Source organism: Streptomyces yokosukanensis, assembly GCF_001514035.1.
GTDB classification, from domain to species: domain Bacteria; phylum Actinomycetota; class Actinomycetes; order Streptomycetales; family Streptomycetaceae; genus Streptomyces; species Streptomyces yokosukanensis.
Map to the genome: position 1 here is coordinate 276,856 of NZ_KQ948210.1, position 17,820 is coordinate 294,675.

The 17,820-nt window shown below is 70.8% G+C and carries 14 protein-coding genes; 5 read left to right on the forward strand and 9 right to left on the reverse strand.

Translation table 11 applies throughout. The features are described from left to right. Positions 1 to 3: 3 nt before the first annotated feature. On the reverse strand, positions 4 to 2,721 hold the full coding sequence (locus AQI95_RS14015; protein ID WP_067122216.1) for a molybdopterin-dependent oxidoreductase: 2,718 nt from the start codon (positions 2,719 to 2,721) through the stop codon (positions 4 to 6). Beyond that, positions 2,718 to 3,545: an FAD binding domain-containing protein gene (locus AQI95_RS14020; RefSeq protein WP_067122219.1), complete on the reverse strand. Its 828-nt coding sequence runs from the start codon at positions 3,543 to 3,545 to the stop codon at positions 2,718 to 2,720. The genes AQI95_RS14015 and AQI95_RS14020 overlap by 4 nt, the downstream gene beginning before the upstream one ends. A gap of 493 nt (positions 3,546 to 4,038) precedes the next feature. Here AQI95_RS14020 and AQI95_RS14025 point away from each other — a divergent pair, with 493 nt between their 5' ends. Further along, the gene (locus AQI95_RS14025; protein ID WP_067122222.1) at positions 4,039 to 5,271 is read left to right on the forward strand and encodes a cytochrome P450, cyclodipeptide synthase-associated; all 1,233 of its coding nucleotides are present in this window, start codon (positions 4,039 to 4,041) and stop codon (positions 5,269 to 5,271) included. 312 nt (positions 5,272 to 5,583) lie between these two features. Next, positions 5,584 to 7,581, forward strand: a complete 1,998-nt coding sequence (locus AQI95_RS14030; RefSeq protein WP_067122225.1) for an ATP-binding protein — start codon at positions 5,584 to 5,586, stop codon at positions 7,579 to 7,581. A 112-nt stretch (positions 7,582 to 7,693) separates the two neighbouring features. Here the strand turns inward: AQI95_RS14030 and AQI95_RS14035 are convergent, their stop codons facing one another. Further along, positions 7,694 to 8,383: a hypothetical protein gene (locus tag AQI95_RS14035; RefSeq protein ID WP_067122228.1), complete on the reverse strand. Its 690-nt coding sequence runs from the start codon at positions 8,381 to 8,383 to the stop codon at positions 7,694 to 7,696. A 154-nt stretch (positions 8,384 to 8,537) separates the two neighbouring features. Beyond that, the gene (locus tag AQI95_RS14040) at positions 8,538 to 9,377 is read right to left on the reverse strand and encodes an SDR family oxidoreductase (protein ID WP_067122230.1); all 840 of its coding nucleotides are present in this window, start codon (positions 9,375 to 9,377) and stop codon (positions 8,538 to 8,540) included. A gap of 92 nt (positions 9,378 to 9,469) precedes the next feature. Between AQI95_RS14040 and AQI95_RS14045 the strand changes: the two genes are divergently transcribed. After that, positions 9,470 to 9,841: a winged helix-turn-helix transcriptional regulator gene (locus tag AQI95_RS14045; protein ID WP_067122233.1), complete on the forward strand. Its 372-nt coding sequence runs from the start codon at positions 9,470 to 9,472 to the stop codon at positions 9,839 to 9,841. A gap of 328 nt (positions 9,842 to 10,169) precedes the next feature. Here AQI95_RS14045 and AQI95_RS14050 read toward each other — a convergent pair whose 3' ends face one another. The 3 genes from AQI95_RS14050 to AQI95_RS14060 all read right to left on the reverse strand — a co-directional run bounded on the left by AQI95_RS14050 (position 10,170) and on the right by AQI95_RS14060 (position 12,476). Further along, positions 10,170 to 10,832 (reverse strand): peptidylprolyl isomerase, encoded by a 663-nt coding sequence (locus AQI95_RS14050; protein ID WP_244188738.1) that lies wholly within the window; start codon positions 10,830 to 10,832, stop codon positions 10,170 to 10,172. 931 nt (positions 10,833 to 11,763) lie between these two features. Further along, a complete protein-coding gene (locus tag AQI95_RS14055; protein ID WP_067122239.1) occupies positions 11,764 to 11,985 on the reverse strand; it encodes a helix-turn-helix domain-containing protein in 222 nt (73 codons plus the stop codon). Then, complete coding sequence (locus AQI95_RS14060; RefSeq protein WP_067122242.1) at positions 11,985 to 12,476, reverse strand: DUF2975 domain-containing protein; 492 nt, start codon at positions 12,474 to 12,476, stop codon at positions 11,985 to 11,987. The genes AQI95_RS14055 and AQI95_RS14060 overlap by 1 nt, the downstream gene beginning before the upstream one ends. A 264-nt stretch (positions 12,477 to 12,740) precedes the next feature. Here AQI95_RS14060 and AQI95_RS44790 point away from each other — a divergent pair, with 264 nt between their 5' ends. Continuing rightward, positions 12,741 to 13,172 (forward strand): MarR family winged helix-turn-helix transcriptional regulator, encoded by a 432-nt coding sequence (locus AQI95_RS44790; RefSeq protein ID WP_079071247.1) that lies wholly within the window; start codon positions 12,741 to 12,743, stop codon positions 13,170 to 13,172. Between the two features lie 344 nt (positions 13,173 to 13,516). Next, a complete protein-coding gene (locus AQI95_RS14070) occupies positions 13,517 to 14,896 on the forward strand; it encodes an MFS transporter (protein ID WP_067122244.1) in 1,380 nt (459 codons plus the stop codon). 63 nt (positions 14,897 to 14,959) lie between these two features. On the opposite strand, the gene AQI95_RS14075 is transcribed toward AQI95_RS14070, so the two are convergent. Next, complete coding sequence (locus tag AQI95_RS14075; protein ID WP_067122247.1) at positions 14,960 to 16,879, reverse strand: helix-turn-helix domain-containing protein; 1,920 nt, start codon at positions 16,877 to 16,879, stop codon at positions 14,960 to 14,962. 76 nt (positions 16,880 to 16,955) lie between these two features. After that, positions 16,956 to 17,771 (reverse strand): 3-hydroxybutyrate dehydrogenase, encoded by an 816-nt coding sequence (locus AQI95_RS14080; RefSeq protein ID WP_067122250.1) that lies wholly within the window; start codon positions 17,769 to 17,771, stop codon positions 16,956 to 16,958. Positions 17,772 to 17,820 lie beyond the last annotated feature (49 nt).

Genomic DNA, 17,820 nt, shown 5'->3' on the forward strand with positions numbered 1-17,820 from the left:
GGTTCAGCCCGTCGGCACCGACTGCTCCGCAGGGAACCGGCCGTAGACGCGTTCCGGAGTCAGTGGCAGCGCACGGTAGCGGACGCCCGTGGCGTCGTGCACCGCGTTCGCGAGCGCCGGGGCCACCGGGTTGATACAGCACTCGGCCATCCCCTTCGCCCGCATGGGCCCCACCGAATCCGCCGAGCCCACCAGGAGGACCTCGGTGCGCGGGATGTCGGCGTAGGTGGGGATGCGATAGTTCCGGAAGTTCGGGTTGACCATGACGCCGTTGTCGTCGACATGGTGGTTCTCGGTCAGCGCGAAGCCGATGCCCTGGGCGACACCGCCCTCGATCTGCCCCCGGACCTGCGCCGGGTTGATGATCACCCCGGCATCCGCGGCCTGCACGCTGTACAGGATCCGTATCTCACCCGTCACGCGGTGCACGGCGACCCGGAACCCCTGCGTGTTGGATGTGACGCTCCGCGGCGAGCCGTACGCCTTGCGTGCGGCGATGAAACGGATTCCACGCGTCCGGGCCCGGGCGACGAGTTCGGCCAGCGACACCCGCCGGTCCCCGCAGACGACGCCGTCGTCGTCCATCGTGCACATCACGACGTGGACGCCCGTGTACGCCGCGGCGTATTCCAGGATGCGGTCGCGCACGGCATTGGCCGCCCGCAGGACCGCGTTGCCCGCCACGAAGAGACCCGCGCTCGCGAAGGCACCGGTGTCGAATCCCGTGCGGTCGGTGTCGGACTGCACCAGGCGGATCCGCGACGGCGTCGTGCCCAGCTGACTGGCCGCGATCTGGACGTGGGCCGTGGAGGTTCCCTCCCCGAACTCGACGGTTCCGACGGCCAGTTCGTAGATGAGGTCGTCGCCCAGGGTGACCCATGCCTCGGAGAGGTGTTCCGTCGGGGGCGCGGTCTCGTGCAGGGAACTGGCCACGCCGGTTCCGACGAACCACTCCGGGCCGGGCGGGGGCCGGTCGGCCGCGCGGGCCAGGGCGTCGTCCACCAGGTCGATGCATGCGGCGAGGCCGTCCTCGGTGAAGATCACGTCGTCCGGACCGTCGTGCAGGGCGACCAGGGGCTCACCCGGCCGCACGATGTTGCGTCGGCGCAGGTCCAGCGGGTCGATGTGCAGGGCGCGCGCCAGTTCGTCCATCGCCGACTCCACGGCGAACGCCGGCTGTGTCATGCCGTAGCCGCGCAGGGCGCCGCTCGGCACGGTGTTCGTGTAGACGGAGTACGCGTCGTACTTCTTGTTGGGGCAGCGGTAGATCATGACGGCGGCTCCGCCCGCGTACAGCGTCTCGCCGCCGTGGTTGCCGTAGGCGCCCGTGTTCGAGACGTTGCGTACCTGGAAGGCGGTGAGCGTCCCGTCGGCCTTCGCACCGAGCTTGACCGTCAGGGTCATCGGGTGCCGTGGCGAGGCCGTCGTGAACTCCTCCTCACGGGTGTACTCGAGACAGGTGGGCCGCCCGGTGTCCAGGGTGGCGAGCGCCACCAGGTCCTCGGTGATCACCTCCTGTTTGCCGCCGAATCCGCCGCCGACGCGTCTGCAGAACACCCTCAGCCGCTCCGGGCGCAGCGCGAACAGGTACTCCAGTTTGGCCTTCGCGATCGACGGTGACTGCGAACTGGTGCGTACGTTCAGCCGTCCGTCCTTCATCCAGGCGATCGAGCCATGGGTCTCCAGATGCGCGTGCTGCACCCGCGGTGAGAAGTACGTGCCTTCGTGGATCACGTCGGCCGCGGCGAATCCCGCGTCGGCATCGCCGATGTGCGCGTGGAGTTCGACGAGGATGTTGTGGACGGGGTCACGGACGAACGGATCGTCGCAGCCGTGCAGCTGGGGTGCGCCGTCGGCCATCGCGGCCTCGGGGTCGAACACCGCCGGCAGCACCTCGTACTCCACCGCGAGACGTCGGCAGCCCTCCTCGGCCGCCCCGACCGTGTCGGCCAGGACCGCGGCGACGCGCTGGCCGGCGAAGCGGATCGTGTCGTCGAGGATGTAGGTGTCGTCCGGGTCGACCCGGTGGTCGGTGTGGATCGCCGTGGTGAAGGGTCTGCGGGGCACGTCCTGCCAGGTGTAGACCCGGTGCACGCCGGGCACCGCGAGCGCACCGCTCTTGTCGATCGAGAGGATCCGGGCGTGCGCGTGGGGTGAGTGCAGCACCTTGAGGTGCAGCAGTCCGTCGATCTGCGTGTCCATGGTGAACTCGGCGTGGCCGGTCACCACGTCGTGGCCCGCGGGCGCGGCGACGCTCGTCCCGACGGCCTTGCCCGGCGCTGCCGTCTCCACCGCGGCGGCGCCCCTCACGGCGTCCTCGATCGCCCGGTATCCGGTGCAGCGGCAGAGGTTGCCCTTCAACGCCCGTGGCAGATCCGCCTTCTGGTCCTCGGTGAAGGTCGCGGCGGTCATGATCATCCCTGCGGTGCAGAAGCCGCACTGGAACCCCTGGGCGTCCTCGAACTGCCGCTGCATGGGATGCGGGGCGCCGGGCCGCCCGAGGCCCTCGATCGTGGTCACCTCCCGGCCGTCCGCGCGAAACGCGGGGGTGATGCAGCTGTGCACCGGTGTGCCGTCCAGCCACACCGTGCAGGCGCCGCAGTCGCCCGCGTCACAGCCCTTCTTGACGCCGAAGTGGCCGAGTTCGCGCAGAAAGGTGCGCAGGCACTGACCGGGGGCCGGTTCCCGGTCGAATTCCTTGCCGTTCACGAGGTAGCTCATGCCAGGTCCCCAGCCGTGAGTTCGCGGCAGATCTCTTCGGCGAAGTGCCGTGTCAGATGCCGGCGGTGGTCCGGGGTCCCGTTGGGATCGGCGAACCAGACGTCGGCCGGTACGGCGTCGATGCGGTGCCGCAGGGCTCGGACATCGGGCAGGGAATCGAAAGCCATGCGGACCGGCCGCGTGGTGCCGGCGGTGACGGTGAGCAGCAGATCGCTCGCTCCGCGCCGTTGCGTGCCGACGAGGAACACCGTCGAACGGCCGAGCCGGGTCAGCGTGAAGCGACGGTGCGCGGTGCGTCTGCGCAGCGCCTGCTCCGAAATGGTGATGCGCCGGAGGATCTCCCCGGGGGCGAGGACGTTGCGGTGGTCGCCCGTGACGAAGTCGAGGGCGTCGACGAAGCGCACGGAGCCGTCGGGTGCCCACAGTTCGTACCGCGCCTCCAGCGCGACCGTCATCGTGATCATCGGGCCGGCGGGCAAGGACATGCAGATGTTTCCGCCGACGGTCGCCGCGTTCCACACCTTGAACGAGGACAGGAACGCCTCACAGCTCTTGCGGAGGAGGTGTGCGGCGGTCCAGTCCAGCGGACACGGGAAGGCGTACAGGTCGCGAACGGTGCACGTGGCACTGATCTCCAGACCTTGGTCCGTCGGGACAAGGGGCTCCCAGTGCAGCGCCGTCAGGTCGATCAGCCGTCGCAGGTCCGGCTGCTCCGTGGAATAGAGCCATGTTCCGCCTGCGAGCCAGGCGTCGCCCTCATGCCAGTCGGTACCTGGACGCTCGGACGGTCGTCGAACTACTTCGGTGATGGTGTTGAGGTCCATGAGAGCCGACCTATGGGAGAACGAACCTACGGGAAGACGACTGCCCCCTGGCACTGTTGGAGTTGAGTTCCCGCCGACCGAGCAGGTGTGGGCCGCCATGCGCCGTTCGGGCGGCTGAGCCGCGAGGGATCGGCGGGCACGGACACTCTTCTCGCAGCCTATCGCGGCACGCGGGCGAGGGCCCGGCCGAGGAGAGCGGAAAGTGACCGATACGCTCCGGACAGTCGCACCCGGTGTCCCTCGGGCACTGCGTCCCAGGTCAAGTCCGCTGCCTCCCCTTCCGTGACTACGGCGATGTGCCCGCCGGTCGCCCGCGCCCGGCGGCCTCGCGGATCGCATGTCCCCGCAGGGACCGGATGAAATACACGTCGGCGAGCGGAGGCATCAGGCACTCGGCCCCGACTCCTGAGGTATCAGGCACTCGGCCCCGACACCTGTCGCAGGCCCCGGCTCCCGCCCTTTCCCCGCGCTCTGCGAAGCTTTCGTCGTGCCCATGGTCAATCCCCGCTTCAGCATCCTGTCCGAGGACTTCGCCGTCGACCCCTACCGTTGCTTCGCCCAGCTGAGGGACCAGGCACCGGTGCACTACGAGCCGGCGATCGACAGCTATTTCCTCTCCCGCCACCCGGACGTGAAGCGGGTGCTGACCGACCATGAGGCGTTCACCACCCAGACGCTTCAGGTACGTGCCGAGCCAGTGATGCGCGGCCCGGTCCTCGCCCAGATGACCGGCGCCGAGCACACCGCCAAGCGAAAGATCGTCGTGCGTGCCTTCACCGGGCAGGCACTGCAGGACCAGATACGCGCCATCCACGCCAACGCCGCCGAGCTCATCGCCCCCTTTCTTCCCCGGGGACGGCTGGACCTCGTCAACGACTTCGGCAGACCCCTGGCCGTCCGGGTGACGCTCGACGTCCTCGGCCTGGACAAGAAGGACTGGCAGCAGGTCAGCGCCTGGCACAGCGGGGTCGCCGAGTTCATCACCAGCATCGTCCTCACCCCCGAACGCCGGCGGCACTGCATGGACTGCGCCGAGCAACTGGAGGCCTACCTCGTTCCCGTCATACAGGAGCGCCGCCGTCACCCCGGCGAGGACCTGATATCGAGGCTGTGCACCGCCGAGTTCGACGGCATCGCCATGAGCGACCGCGAGGTGACCGCGCTGATCATCAACGTCCTGGCCGCCGCCACCGAGCCCGCCGACAAGACGCTCGCCCTCCTCTTCAAGCACCTGATCGACCATCCCGAGCAGATGGCGCAGGTCCGCCAGGACCCGGCCCTGCTGCCCGCCGCGATCGCCGAGACACTGCGCTACACCCCACCTGTCCAGCTCATCCCCCGCCAGGCGGAGCGGGACGCCGTGTTCGCCGACGGCACCGTCCCGGCAGGTGCCGTCGTCTTCTGCATGGTCGGCGCGGCCAACCGCGACCCCGACGCCTTCGCCGACCCGGACGCTTTCGACATCCATCGCCCGGACCTGGGGACCGCCCGCTCCTTCACCGCCGCCGCCCAGCACCTGGCTTTCGGCACGGGACTCCACCAGTGCGTCGGCGCCGCCTTCGCACGCGCCGAGATCGAGACGGTCGCCGCGATGCTCCTCTCCCTGCTCGACCAGGTCCGCCACGCCCCCGGCTTCGGCTACCGGGAGACCGGCCTGTACACCCGCGGCCCCGCCTCCCTCCACGTGGATTTCACCCCCGCGCGACGGGCTCCCGCACCTCACTGACATCCGCACGTCTCGGCCCCGGCCACCGGCACTTCACCCCGACCACCGTCGGCGCACCGCTGACGTACGGACGCAACCTCCGGCACGGGCCGCCTTCTCGAGTGCCTCATGGGACTCGCGCGAACCTCGATAGGCTGAAAAGCATCTATTCGAAAGAGTGCGTGACGTGGCGTCGCCCCATGGGAACGGGACGGCGCACAAGGGGTCGGACCATCGCAGCACGCGCCTCGTGCCGGTGCCCGTCTCCGCGAGGACCGGTGGATATCTCCGGGCACGGCTGTCCGGTGCCAAGACATGGGGACGGGAGCGGTCATGGTGTCCGTGGGTGAGAGGCTGAGCAGAGCGCGCATACGGGCCTTCGTCGGCCGGGACGAGGAACTCGGCTGCTTCGAGAGGGCCTTGGCCGGCGATCCGCAGGCGCCGTTCGCGTTCTACGTGTTCGGGCCGGGGGGCATAGGGAAATCGACCCTTCTGCGGTGCCTTGCGGACCAGGCTCGTGGGGCAGGCCGACTGCTCGTCGAAGTGGACGGCCGTTTCGTCAGCCGGGACCCGGACGATTTCGAGCGCGCGGCCGGTCCATTCCTGGACGTTCCCGGCACGGTCCTGGTCCTGGACTCCTTCGAGCACTGCCAGTGGCTGGAAAGCTGGCTGTGGCAGCACTTCCTGCCGCGCGCCGCCGACGGCACCCTCGTCGTCCTGGCGGGCCGGCACACTGCGCAGCCGCAGTGGACCGCCGACCCCGCGTGGGCCGGGCTCCTGCGCGTGACCGAACTGGCGCCGTTCTCCGAGGAGCAGGCCCGGAGCCTGTTGGTCGCGGCGCAGATCCGGCCCGAACTGCGGGACCGGGTGCTCCGCTTCGCCGGAGGCAACCCCCTGGCGCTGTCCCTCGCCGCGGCCGCGGGATCGACGGGCTGCAGCCGGGAGGAGATCTGGTCCCCTTCGGCGGACGTCCTGCGAACCCTGCTGGCAGGGCTGATCGGTGAGGTGCCGACGGCTGCCCACCGCCGCGCCCTGGAGGTGGCGGCGCAGGCCCACTCGACGTCCGAGGAACTGCTCACCGCGGTGCTGCCCGAGGAGGACACCCATCTTCTCTTCTCCTGGCTGCGGGACCTGCCCTTCATGGAGTCGACGCATCGGGGGCTCCACCCGCACGACGCGGCACGCGAGACGCTCGCCGCCGACCTGCGCTGGCGGGCTCCCCACGCGTTCGTGACGATGCGCCAGCGATTGGCGGAGGAATACCTGCGCATACTGCGCGAGGCGCCCGAAGAACGGGTCTGGACCGTCACCGACGAGCTCTTCTACCTCTTCCGCGACGGGAAGATCCTGGCCCGGTTGCGCACCTGGTCCCGCGAGGACGAGGTGCACGACAGACCGCTGCACCCGGACGACCTGGACGTCGTGCTGCGGATGGCGGAGGAGACCGAGGGGCCCGCCTCGGCAGAGCTGGTCCGCTACTGGGCACAGCGCCAGCCGCAGGCCTTCAGCGTCTATCGTCTGGTCAGCACGGGCCGCATCGTGGCGTTCACGGCCCGACTCGCTCTGCCGGCGCCTCCCGACCCCCAGGACCTGGCCACCGATCCCGTCGTCGCCGCGGCGTGGGAGCACACCGAGAGCACCGCGCCGGTGAGCACCGGCGAACACATCGGCATCAGCCGCTTCTCGGTCTACCCCGAGCGGTACCAGGTCCCCTCACGCGTCATCGACCTGAGCAGTTCCCGCGCCCAGGCGGAGGCCGCCCGCGCCCGCGGCCGAGCCTACGGCTTCGCCGTCTGGCGGGACGCCGAGGCCTGGGCCGAGCGAGTCAAGGGCACCCTCAGCGACACCGGCGCGAGGCCGCGTGTCGGCGATCACACCTACGGCCTGTTCGGCGTCGACTGGCGCCACGTGCCCGTCGAGGCCTGGCTCGGCCGCTTCATATCGGCCGTCGAGGAACCCGCCCCGTCCGGGCCGCCGGGCTTCTCGCGCGCCACGTTCGACCAGGCCGTGCGCGAAGCCCTGACGCACTGGCGCGACCCGGCAGCCTTCGCCGCCTGCGCCCTGACGCGCACCCGCCTGGCGGCCGACCTCCCCGACCCCGCCCAAGAACTGCGTGCCCTGCTGCGCCAGACCGTCGACGACCTCGCCGGAGACCCGCGCGGAGTGCGCGCCCGCGACGCCCTGACAGCGGGCTACTTCTCCGGCGCGCCCACCCAGGAGGCCGCCGCCCGCCGCCTCGCCCTGCCGTACGGCACCTACCGGCGCCACCTGCGCCAAGGCCTGGACCTGCTCTGCGAGGCCCTGTGGCGGCAGGAGCTGTTCGGCCCCTGACGGCCACGGCACGCCCGGTCCTCCCCCGAGCAGCCGGCCATGGCCACGGTGCCGGCAGCGGCTGCCTCGCGGGGACACGGACCGCGAGGCAGCCAGGGGAGCGACCGGTGGATCAGCCTTGGACGTGGACGACGAACGCCTTGGACTTGCCGGACCGGAAGGAGCGGCCGGAGCAGGAGCGCTTCTCCTCAGCGGTCATCTTCCTGGACTTGACGACCACCGCGTTGCTCCGCCCGTCCGTCCCGTTCGGGGCAGGCCCCGTGACGACGTCGGGGACGAACCAGAAGTAGTGACCCCACTTCCGGTCGTCGTAATGGGTCTGCCATGTTCCGGAGACGGTCTGCATCACCTGCGCACGGGAGATCCAGCCGACCTCACCGGGTTTCACCGTCATGCTGACGGAGCTGGTCTCCGAGTGGGTGCTCGACCAGGTGTGGCTGTAGGTCGCCGTCACGCTGAGGTCGATGATTCCCGCTATTTTGCCGCCGGCGGTCACCGATACGCCCGCCGAGTCCGTGGCACCGACCGTGTCGGACCAGGTCATCGACTGGGTGGCGGGCGAGGTGCTGCAGTTGTAGAGCGAGTCGGAGACCCGGTGAAAGCCTCCGAGGTAGGCCTGGCCCAACTTGGGGTCGTTGAAGGTGCACTTCCCTTCGCCCGAGTCGCAGTCGGCCGTGAGCTGCGCCCGGGTGGGCTGGTCATCGGCCGAGGCCGGAACGGCCATCGCCGCGACCATGCCCAGGGCAGCCGCTGAGAGCGCCAGCACCCGGCCGCCGCAGCGCATCATGGGGTTGTTCGCCATACATGTGCCTTTCGCCGTGCATGAGGGGGGTCGGCGATCACAGGAAGGGCAACCGAAGAGTTGCCGCGATCACCGCCTGTCGCGATCCAGAAGACGCGACAACTGGCTTATCTACACCACCCGTTGACGAACTCCCAACTCTGGGAGTCGTGCCTCAGCGGAAAGCGGCGATGTTGCGGGCGACCCAGCCGTCGAAGGGGCGCGGGGCGCGGCCGAGGACTCGTTCCACGTCCGGGCTGATCCGCAGTTCGGCCGGGTTCGGGGCGGAGATGATGTCCAGGGTGTCGTCGGCGAGTTCCACCGGCACGAACGGGGTCATCGTGGCCTTGGCCTCGTCGCGGGTGAGTTCGTGGAACCGTACGGGCGAGCCGAGCGCGGCGGCGATCGCCTCCGCCTGCTGACGCGGCGTGATCACCTCAGGCCCGGTCAGCTCGTACACCCCGCCGGCGTGCCGGTCGTCCCTCAGGCAGGCCGCCGCGACCTCGGCGATGTCCGCCGGGTCGATGACCGGCACCCCCACGTCGCCGAAGGGCGCGGCGACCGTCCCTCCCGTGCGGACGGACTCCGCCCAGGCCAAGGCGTTGGAGGCGAAGCCGCCCGGCCGCAGGAGGGTCCAGTCCAGGCCGGACTCCCGCAACGCGTCCTCCACCGCGCGCATCGCGACCCGCGACGGCCCGAGCGGCCTGGTCGCCACGCCCTGCGAAGACAGCAGGACGACCCGGCGGACTCCACTGGCCGCGGCCAGGCCGATGATGTCGGCCGGCCTGGCCTCGGGGGCGTGCAGGTCGCCGGACAGCAGGAGGAACAGCGCCTCCGCCCCGTCCAACGCGGGCGTGAGGCCCGCCGGCCGGGCCAGGTCGGCCGCCACATGCCGGACCCCGTCCGGCACCGCAACCGCGTGCCGCGACACCGCCGTCACCTGCTCGCCCGCCTCGGCCAGGGCCTGCGTCAAAGGCCGGCCCACATTCCCGGTAGCCCCGGTCACCACGATCATGTTCAGCTCCTAGTCCGTTGTGCACTGCGGCAATTGACGCTAGGAGTCGGGCTTACTTTTCGTAAGAACATACCCAGAGGTAAGCTCCAGACATGAGGGAAGGTGCGCAGCTGACACAGGCCGAGGCGGGCCATCGGTATGAGGTGTTTCACACCGACTGCCCCGCGCGTGAGGTGGTCGACCATGTGACCAGCAGGTGGGGTATCTGGCTACTGATCTCCTTGCGGAGCAACGACCTCCGGTTCCATGAGCTGCGCGACGGCATCCAGGGCATCAGCGAGAAGATGCTCGCTCAGACCCTGCGCGCACTGGTCCAGGACGGCCTGGTCCGGCGGGAGGTGGAGCCGACGACGCCGCCCCAAGTCACCTACGGGCTGACCGAGTTCGGCCAGGACGTCAGCGAGCCGCTGACGGACTTGTTCGACCGGATCACACAGCGGCTACCGCCGCGCAACCCGGGATAGTGCGGTGGCGGCCACCACATACGCCGCTGCCCTGCCCGTTCCTACGGTGTGGCGACACGCAAACGTCCCCGCCGAACGCCAGGAGGCCCTGCACACCGGTAGCCGGACGTCCTCGCCGCCCGACCGTCGGCGCAGCAGCGTGCTGCATGATCTGCCGGTCCACGAGCAGCGTGCCGGACACAAAGTCGAGCTGCTGCAGGCGGACGGCGCCCGCCTCCCCCAATCCGCAGCCCGCACCCAGCCATCGACCGCACCGACAACTGTTGGCGGGCGTCGACCGACTCAATGATCGGGAGTCACCCCGAACGATGTACGGTCCCGGACCGTACTACCTGCTCTTGATCTGTACGCGCTTGATGTTCACCGGCAGCGTCGGAAAGCCGTCTCCCGGCCCGTTCTGGTCGTCCTCGCCGCCCACCGCGATCTTCTGGAGCACGTCGAGGCCCGCGGTGACCTTGCCGAACGGCGTGTAGGCGGGCGAGAGTTTGGTGTCCTTCCAGACGAAGAAGAACTGGCTTCCGTTGGTGTTGGGCCCAGCGTTGGCCATCGCGACCGTCCCGGCAGGATAGGTCGCCCCGGTCAAGTTCTCGTCGGGGAAGGAGTAACCGGGTCCGCCGCTCCCGGTGCCGGTCGGATCGCCGCACTGGAGCACGTAGATGCGCGCGGTGGTGAGCCGGTGGCAGTGCGAGCGGTCGAAGTAGTCGCGCTGGGCGAGGAACTTGAAGGAGTACGTGGTGCAGGGAGCCTTGTCGGTCAGTGCCCTGAAGGTGATCGCGCCCTGGCCGGTGCGCAGCGTCGCGCTGTACGGCTCGGCGGCCTTCACCGGGTCGAAGACCGGTATCCCCTTGAAGTTGTCTGCGGGAACGGCCGGCGTGTAGGTGCAGGCGGCCGACGGCACGGCAGGGGGCGGGGTGTCGGCCGCGGCCTGCGTCGCGGTGCCGAGGAGGAGCAGCGCGGAGGCGGCGAGCAGGGCGCTTGGCTTACGGAGCACGAGACGGTTCCCTTCGGGTAAGCACCGTATGGGCATGTCATGGCCGCCTCATCCTGCCCGCTCCGCCGTCCGGGTGAAACCCCTGCTCCATGCACCGTCGACTTGGGCGGGCGGGCGCCAAGGCAACCGGGCGGCAGGACACGGACAGCACGACGGGCGGTCCTCCAACCGGCCCGCCGGCCGCGGCCGTGGCGGCGTCCTGGCACACCCTGGGTGGCCGCTGCCAGGACTCCCGAGCCTCCGCGCAAGAGCTGGCCGACTTGCCCGCGAACGCCGATCGGCGGCTACGGCAGCTTGTCAAAGATGTGCTGCACGCCGCGCGCGAGGACTGAACGCACCCGACGGGGCGGATCTTGCGGTGCAGGCGCACATCGGTGGGGCCGACGATCGTGCGGGGGGGGCGTGGTACAGCGTGTCGAGACACCGGCCAGGACTTGTCCGTTCGATCACGTTCGGAGCCAGATGACCAGGTCGGTTGCAGTGGCCGTACCCACGAAGACGGAGCCACGCTTGCCGTCACACAGTCCGCCACAGCTTGCGCCTCCTGGGCAATGAACGGTGCCGGTAGTTCATCCGACGCCCACGGTGACCAGCCGCCCCGCTTCCGCCCGGCGATCTCTTCCACCCGGTCGGCAGCCCTGGACGGCCTCACCCGGGAAGTTGCAGTGCCGCGGTCGTCCAGCCGATCAGTTCGTTCACCTCCACGTACTCGTACCACGCGGCGTCGTCCCAGCCGAATCTCCAGAACCGCGCATGCGGTCAGCGCAAGCATGACGACCAGAGCGTGCCGTAGGCCGCGCGGATCGCGAGGGTCGGGCGCCCCGGCCAGACGCACCGGCAGGCCCGGGATCTCCCCGGGTACGGCCCCGGGATGCTCGCGGGGTTGGTCAAGGGCAAGCGGGATCGGCGATGGCGCGTCGGCAGGCACGGCTCATTCGCCGGCGGTGTCTTCGGGCTCCCAGCGAAGCAGGTCGCCTGGCTGGCACTTGAGCACCTCGCAGAGCGCGGCGAGCGTCGCAAAACGCACCGCCTTGGCGCGGCCGTTCTTGAGTACAGCCAGGTTGGCGGGCGTGATCCCTACGCGGTCTGCGAGTTCGCCCACGGACATCTTCCGCCTGGCCAGCATCACGTCGATGTCGACGGCGATCGGCATCAGATCACCTCGTCCAACTCGGCCTGCATCTGCGCCGCTTCGACGTCGCGTGCGACGGCCTGGGCGAGCAGCATCCGCAGCACGAGCACGATGAGCGCGACTCCCAGGACGGCCACGCCGATCCCGCCCATGATGAGGGTGACGCCCGGGTCGTCCCGCTGGCCGGGCGCATTCACGGCCGTGACCGCGAACCACATGAGAGCAGCCGCAACGATCGCTCCGATGATGACGTCCACGTACCGGAAGGCGGCGTGGGAGAACACGGTTCCGCGTCGCACCATCGTCACCAGTCGCCATACACAGACCAGGGCGACCTGGGCCGCCCCGATGCCCAGGATCGTGATCACGCGCAGCGGGGTCAGCGGGAGCGACCCGCCCTCCGGGTCACTCCCGCTGACCAACACCCACACCATCAATGCCTGTACGAACACGGTGCCGGTGAGCACCACCACGAGCACGGCGCGCAGCGCGCGCACTGTCAGTCTTCCCATGCCCCACCCTCCATCGAACCGCGATAGGAATCTATCGAATCTCGATAGCTAGGGCAAGGGCTGGACCGGAGGGCGGGCGCACCACGGCGGGATGCCGCCGCCCCCTACACCGAAGCCTTGCGCCCCCGGAGTCAGCACGGAACCAGCACCGGATCCGGTCGGTGCCGGCTGATGAGTGGTGCCGTCGATCGACACTCGGCTCGGTGGCCTGGCTTATGAGACAAGCACTTGACTCTCAGTGACGGGCGGAACTGATGCAGCCGAGTGCGAACTCACCGGCGGACACGAACCGGCAACTGCCTTGGCGCCTCCGACGACCGGCCCGTTCCTGCCACCGGCACCGGCGAGCTCACTGTCGGCCTGACCGCACCCCAGGTCGGCGACACCTCCCAGCAGTGGTACGACCTGTCTGGCACGCTGGCCGACTTCGCCGACTGCTCGCTCTCCCGGCTCTCCCACGCGGTCAAGCGCCTGGAGAAGGAGGGCTGGCTCTATCGCACCGCCGATCCCGCCGACGGCCGCTTCACCCTCGCGTTCCTCACCGCCGCGGGCTGGGACAAGGTCGTGGACACCGCCCCCGGCCATGGCGCGGAGGTGCGCCGCCTGGTGCTCGATCCGCTCACCAAGGCCCAGCAGAAGCAGCTCCGCGAGATCGGCCGCCGCATCAACAACGCCGTCGGCCCCGACACCCATTGAGCCGGGCCGGCGAGCCCGCGATCGGGTCGGCACACCCGGGCGGGTGTGTCCGTACACGTCGGGTCACGCGTCCCGTTGCGCGCGAGCCGCTTGGCAGAAGAAGAAGCACACTGCTCTCAACGCGGTCCGCGGCAAGGGAGCCGCTTCTGCCTCCGGGTCCGCGTGAACCGCGGCCCGAGCGCTGCGCGCTCTGCAGGCAACCCGACACTACGGTGGCCGCATGGTGGCCGCACGCACTCCCACACCCAGAACTATGGTGTCCCACCACATACGCCTCTGACCTGCCCGTTCCTACGGTGTGGCGACACGCAAACGTCCCCGTCGAACGCCAGGAAGTGGTGCCGATGTCGTCCTCCGCGACCGCTCCCCCAGCTCCGTCCAGCCTCCCCCGCATCGTCGCCGCCAGTCTCATCGGCACCACCATCGAGTGGTACGACTTCTTCCTCTACGGTTCCGCCGCTGCGCTGGTGTTCAACAAGCTGTTCTTCCCGGACTCCGACCCGCTCGTCGGGACACTGCTGTCGTTCCTGACGTATGCCGTCGGGTTCGCGGCCCGGCCGCTGGGGGCGCTCGTGTTCGGGCACTTCGGTGACCGGCTCGGGCGCAAGAAGCTGCTGGTGCTGAGCCTGGTGATGATGGGCGGGGCAACCTTCGCCATCGGGCTGCTGCCCACGCACGCCACGGTTGGGGGCGCCGCGCCCGTCCTGCTCACCGCCCTGCGGCTCGTCCAGGGCTTCGCGCTCGGCGGCGAGTGGGGCGGTGCCGTCCTGCTGGTCTCGGAGCACGGGGACCCGCGCAGGCGTGGATTCTGGGCCTCGTGGCCGCAGACGGGCGCACCGGCGGGGCAGTTGCTCGCGACCGGCGTGCTCTCGCTGCTCACCACCGTGCTCTCCGACGACGCCTTCGGGACGTGGGGCTGGCGGATCCCGTTCCTGCTCTCCGGGGTGCTCGTGCTCATCGGTCTGTGGATCCGGCTGTCCGTCGACGAATCGCCGGTGTTCAAGGAGGCGTTGGCACGGGCCGGGTCCCGGCGGGCCGGGTCGGCGGAGCAACCGCCGATCGTCTCCGTGCTGCGCCACCACTGGCGGGACGTGCTGGTGGCGATGGGCGCCCGGATGGCGGAGAACATCAGCTACTACGTCATCACCGCCTTCGTCCTCGTCTACGCCACCACGTCGGCCGGCGTCTCGAAGCAGACCGCGCTCAACGCCGTACTCATCGGCTCCGCCGTGCACTTCGCCGTCATCCCGGCCTGGGGCGCGCTGTCCGACCGGGTGGGGCGGCGGCCCGTGTACCTGTTCGGCGCGGCCGGTGTCGGTCTGTGGATGTTCCCCTTCTTCTCGCTCACGGACACCGGGTCGTTCGGGAATCTGGTGCTGGCCGTCACGGTCGGACTCGTGCTGCACGGCGCCATGTACGCGCCCCAGGCGGCCTTCTTCGCCGAGATGTTCGCCACCCGGACGCGGTACTCGGGCACGTCCGTCGGCGCCCAGTTCGCCTCGGTGGCGGCGGGTGCGCCGGCCCCGCTCATCGCCACCGCGCTGCTCGACGACTACGGCAGCTCCACCCCGATCGCCCTGTACGTGATCGCCGCCGCCGTGCTGACCCTGGTCGCCGTCGGCGTGGCGCGGGAGACGCGGCACCGGGACCTCGCCCGCATCGAGGCCGAGGACGGCGAGTCCGCCGGTGCCGGCGCGGCCGCGGAGGCGCGGTCGACGGCCTGACCGGCCCGGCCCCCGATCGCACATCCGCCGACCCGATCCCCGTGCGGCGCGTCCGGACGGGGGTCAGCGTCTGTCCGGCGACGCCAACCGGTGCAGTCGCAGGGCCAGTTGGATCTCCAGTGCGCGGGCCGGGCTCTGCCACTCCCCGCCCAGCAGCCGGCCCACCCGCTCCAGCCGCTGGGCGACGGTGTTCACATGCACGTGCAGCGCCTCCTTGGTGCGGGCCGGGCTCATCCCGCAGGCGAAGTACGCGTCCAGGGTGCACAGCAGGTCCGTACCGCGTCGCTCGTCGTACGCCACGACCGGGCCGACCGTGCGGTCGACGAAGCCGGCGACGTCCCGTTCGCCCGCGAGGAGCAGGCCGAGGAAGCCGAAGTCCTCGGCCGCCGCACCGTCCCCGGCGCGGCCCAGCAGGTGCAGCGCGTCCAGACAGCGGCGGCCCTCCGCGTAGGCGGCGGCGACGGTCTCGGGGCGGGTGGTGAGGTCGGTGACCGGGGCCGAGGCGCCGACCGTGACGGGTTGGCGCACGGCCGTGCCCAGCTCACGGGCGGTGCGCAGGGCCAGCTCCGTGGCGCTGCCGTCGGCGCCGAGCGGAAGCAGCAGGACGGTACCGCCGTCGCGGGCGGCGGCGAGGCCGTGCCGGGTCGCGGCGAGGTGGGAGGCCGCCGACCACAGGCGCCGGCGGGCCGCGGCCTCCTCGTCGGCGTCGGCCGCCGGGCCGTCGAGGCGTGCGGCGAGGACGACATGGGTGGCGTCCAGGTCGGCGTGCAGCCGGGCGGCGCGCTCGCGCAGCAGGCGGGAGTCCCGGTCGCGCGCGTCGAGGAGGTCGTCCAGCAGTTCGCCCCGCACGCGCTGTTCGGCCTCGGCCGCCGAGCGGCGGGCCAGCAGGAGCAGTGAGGTGACCATCGCCGCGCGCTCCAGGGTGCGCTGGTCGACGGGGTCGAGGCCAGGATGCCCGCGCAGGACCAGCGCACCGAGGAGTTCGCCGCCGGCGGCGACCACGGCGATCCACGCGCTGCCGTGTCGTACCGCGTGCCCTTCGGCTCGGGAGGCCTCCAGCGCCTTCGCGGGTGCGGCAGCGGCCTCGGTGAACTCCACGGTGCCGTCGAGGACTTCGGAGACCGCGGCGGCCACGTCGTGCACCCCGCCGCCGCGCAGGACGAGTTCGGCGAGCCGGTCGTGGACGTCGGAGGCCCGCTCGATGACGGCGCTGCCGTCCCGGATGATCTCGTTGGCATGCTCCAGGCCAGCCAGGGCCGCGCGGGTCTCGGTGAGCAGATTGGCGGTGTCGATCGCGGCGGCGGCGAGCGCGGCGAACGAGCCGAGCAGGGCGATCTGCGCGCGCTCGAAGACGCGTGCCCGGCGGTCGGCGGCGAACAGGACGCCGATGACGTGCGGGCCGAGCATGAGGGGGACGCCGAGGATGGCGACCAGGCCCTCGTCGCGGACGCCCGAGTCGATGGTGAGGGTGTGCTGGAAGCGGGCGTCCTTGAAGTAGTCGTCCGTGACGTACGGCCGGGTCGTCTGGGCGACCAGTCCGCCGAGCCCCTCTCCCATGCCGAGGCGCAGTTGCTGGAAGCGGGCGGAGACGGAGCCCTCCGTGACCCGCATGTAGGTGTCGCCGCGCGGCGGGTCGTTCAGGGTGAGGTAGGCGACGTCCGTGCCGAGCAGGGAGCGGGCGCGCTGCACGATGGCCTGCAGGACGGCGTCCAGATCGCGCAGGCCGGCGAGGTCGTGGGCGGTCTCGAAGAGCGCGGACAGCTCCGCCTCGCGGCGCCGGCGCCCCTCCAGCTCGGCGCGGACGCGCAGGGCGAGCAGCTTGGCCTCCTCCAGCACGGCGATCCGGTCGGCCGGTCTGCCTTCGGCGCGGGCGAGCAGCACCGGCTGCTCGTACGCCTCCGCCGGGGCGTCGCGGGCCAGCAGCGCGAGGTACGGGGCCTCGGCGCCGGCGCTGGGTGCCGACTGAACGTGATCACGGGACATGGTCACAGGATTCCGTATCGGCCGCCGGACCCGTCAGGCCTGTGGAAAACTCCCGGGCCGGGCTCCGCCGGGCGCTTCAGTGGGCCGTCCACCCGCCGTCGAGCACCAGCGAGGTGCCCGTGACGAAGGACGCCTGCGGGCTGCACAGATAGGCCACGGCCTCGGCGACCTCCTCGGGTTCGATGAGCCGCTGGACCGCGCTGTCCCGCAGCAGGATCTCGGACAGCACGCGGTCCTCGGGGATGCCGTGCGCCTGCGCCTGGTCGGCGATCTGCTGCTCCACCAGGGGGGTGCGCACATAGGCCGGGTTCACACAGTTCGAGGTCACCCCATGGGTGGCGCCTTCCAGAGCGGCCGTCTTCGACAGGCCTTCGAGACCGTGTTTGGCAGCCACATACGCGGACTTGAAGGCGGAGGCACGCAGTCCATGGACCGAGGACACATTGACGATCCGGCCCCAGCCTTGTGCGTACATGTGCGGCAGAGCGCCGCGGATGAGGCGGAACGGCGCCTCCAGCATGACGGTCAGCACGGTGTGGAAGACCTCGGGCGGGAACTCCTCGATGGGGCGCACCAGCTGAAGCCCCGCGTTGTTGACCAGCACGTCGGTGCCGGCGGCGGCGCGTTCGGCGGCGTCGAGGTCGGTCAGGTCCACGACCTGCGACTGGACCGTTCCCCGGAGGTCCCCGGCCCGCTCCGCCTGCTCGGCGAGCTCGGCCAGGCCCGCCGCGTCCCGGTCGACGGCCCGCACCTTCGCGCCGGCGGCGGCGAGGCGCAGGGCGCAGGCGCGGCCGATGCCGCTCGCGGCACCGGTGACGAGGGCGGTGCGGCCGCCGAGGTCGAGGGCGAGGGGCTGCGGACGCGGGCCGGGCGGGGGGCTGGACGCGGTCATGTAGCGACCCTAAGCGGAGCCCACGGGTCACCACATGTGGTGGCCACCC

Coding starts and splice junctions, on each gene's coding strand:
- AQI95_RS14055 (WP_067122239.1), bottom strand. CDS start 11,985: ATGCCGATCGCCGTCGACATCGACGTGATGCTGGCCAGGCGGAAGATG.
- AQI95_RS14020 (WP_067122219.1), bottom strand. CDS start 3,545: ATGGACCTCAACACCATCACCGAAGTAGTTCGACGACCGTCCGAGCGT.
- AQI95_RS14045 (WP_067122233.1), top strand. CDS start 9,470: ATGAGGGAAGGTGCGCAGCTGACACAGGCCGAGGCGGGCCATCGGTAT.
- AQI95_RS14025 (WP_067122222.1), top strand. CDS start 4,039: ATGGTCAATCCCCGCTTCAGCATCCTGTCCGAGGACTTCGCCGTCGAC.
- AQI95_RS14035 (WP_067122228.1), bottom strand. CDS start 8,383: ATGGCGAACAACCCCATGATGCGCTGCGGCGGCCGGGTGCTGGCGCTC.
- AQI95_RS14040 (WP_067122230.1), bottom strand. CDS start 9,377: ATGATCGTGGTGACCGGGGCTACCGGGAATGTGGGCCGGCCTTTGACG.
- AQI95_RS14070 (WP_067122244.1), top strand. CDS start 13,517: ATGTCGTCCTCCGCGACCGCTCCCCCAGCTCCGTCCAGCCTCCCCCGC.
- AQI95_RS14080 (WP_067122250.1), bottom strand. CDS start 17,771: ATGACCGCGTCCAGCCCCCCGCCCGGCCCGCGTCCGCAGCCCCTCGCC.
- AQI95_RS14015 (WP_067122216.1), bottom strand. CDS start 2,721: ATGAGCTACCTCGTGAACGGCAAGGAATTCGACCGGGAACCGGCCCCC.
- AQI95_RS14075 (WP_067122247.1), bottom strand. CDS start 16,879: ATGTCCCGTGATCACGTTCAGTCGGCACCCAGCGCCGGCGCCGAGGCC.
- AQI95_RS14030 (WP_067122225.1), top strand. CDS start 5,584: ATGGTGTCCGTGGGTGAGAGGCTGAGCAGAGCGCGCATACGGGCCTTC.
- AQI95_RS14060 (WP_067122242.1), bottom strand. CDS start 12,476: ATGGGAAGACTGACAGTGCGCGCGCTGCGCGCCGTGCTCGTGGTGGTG.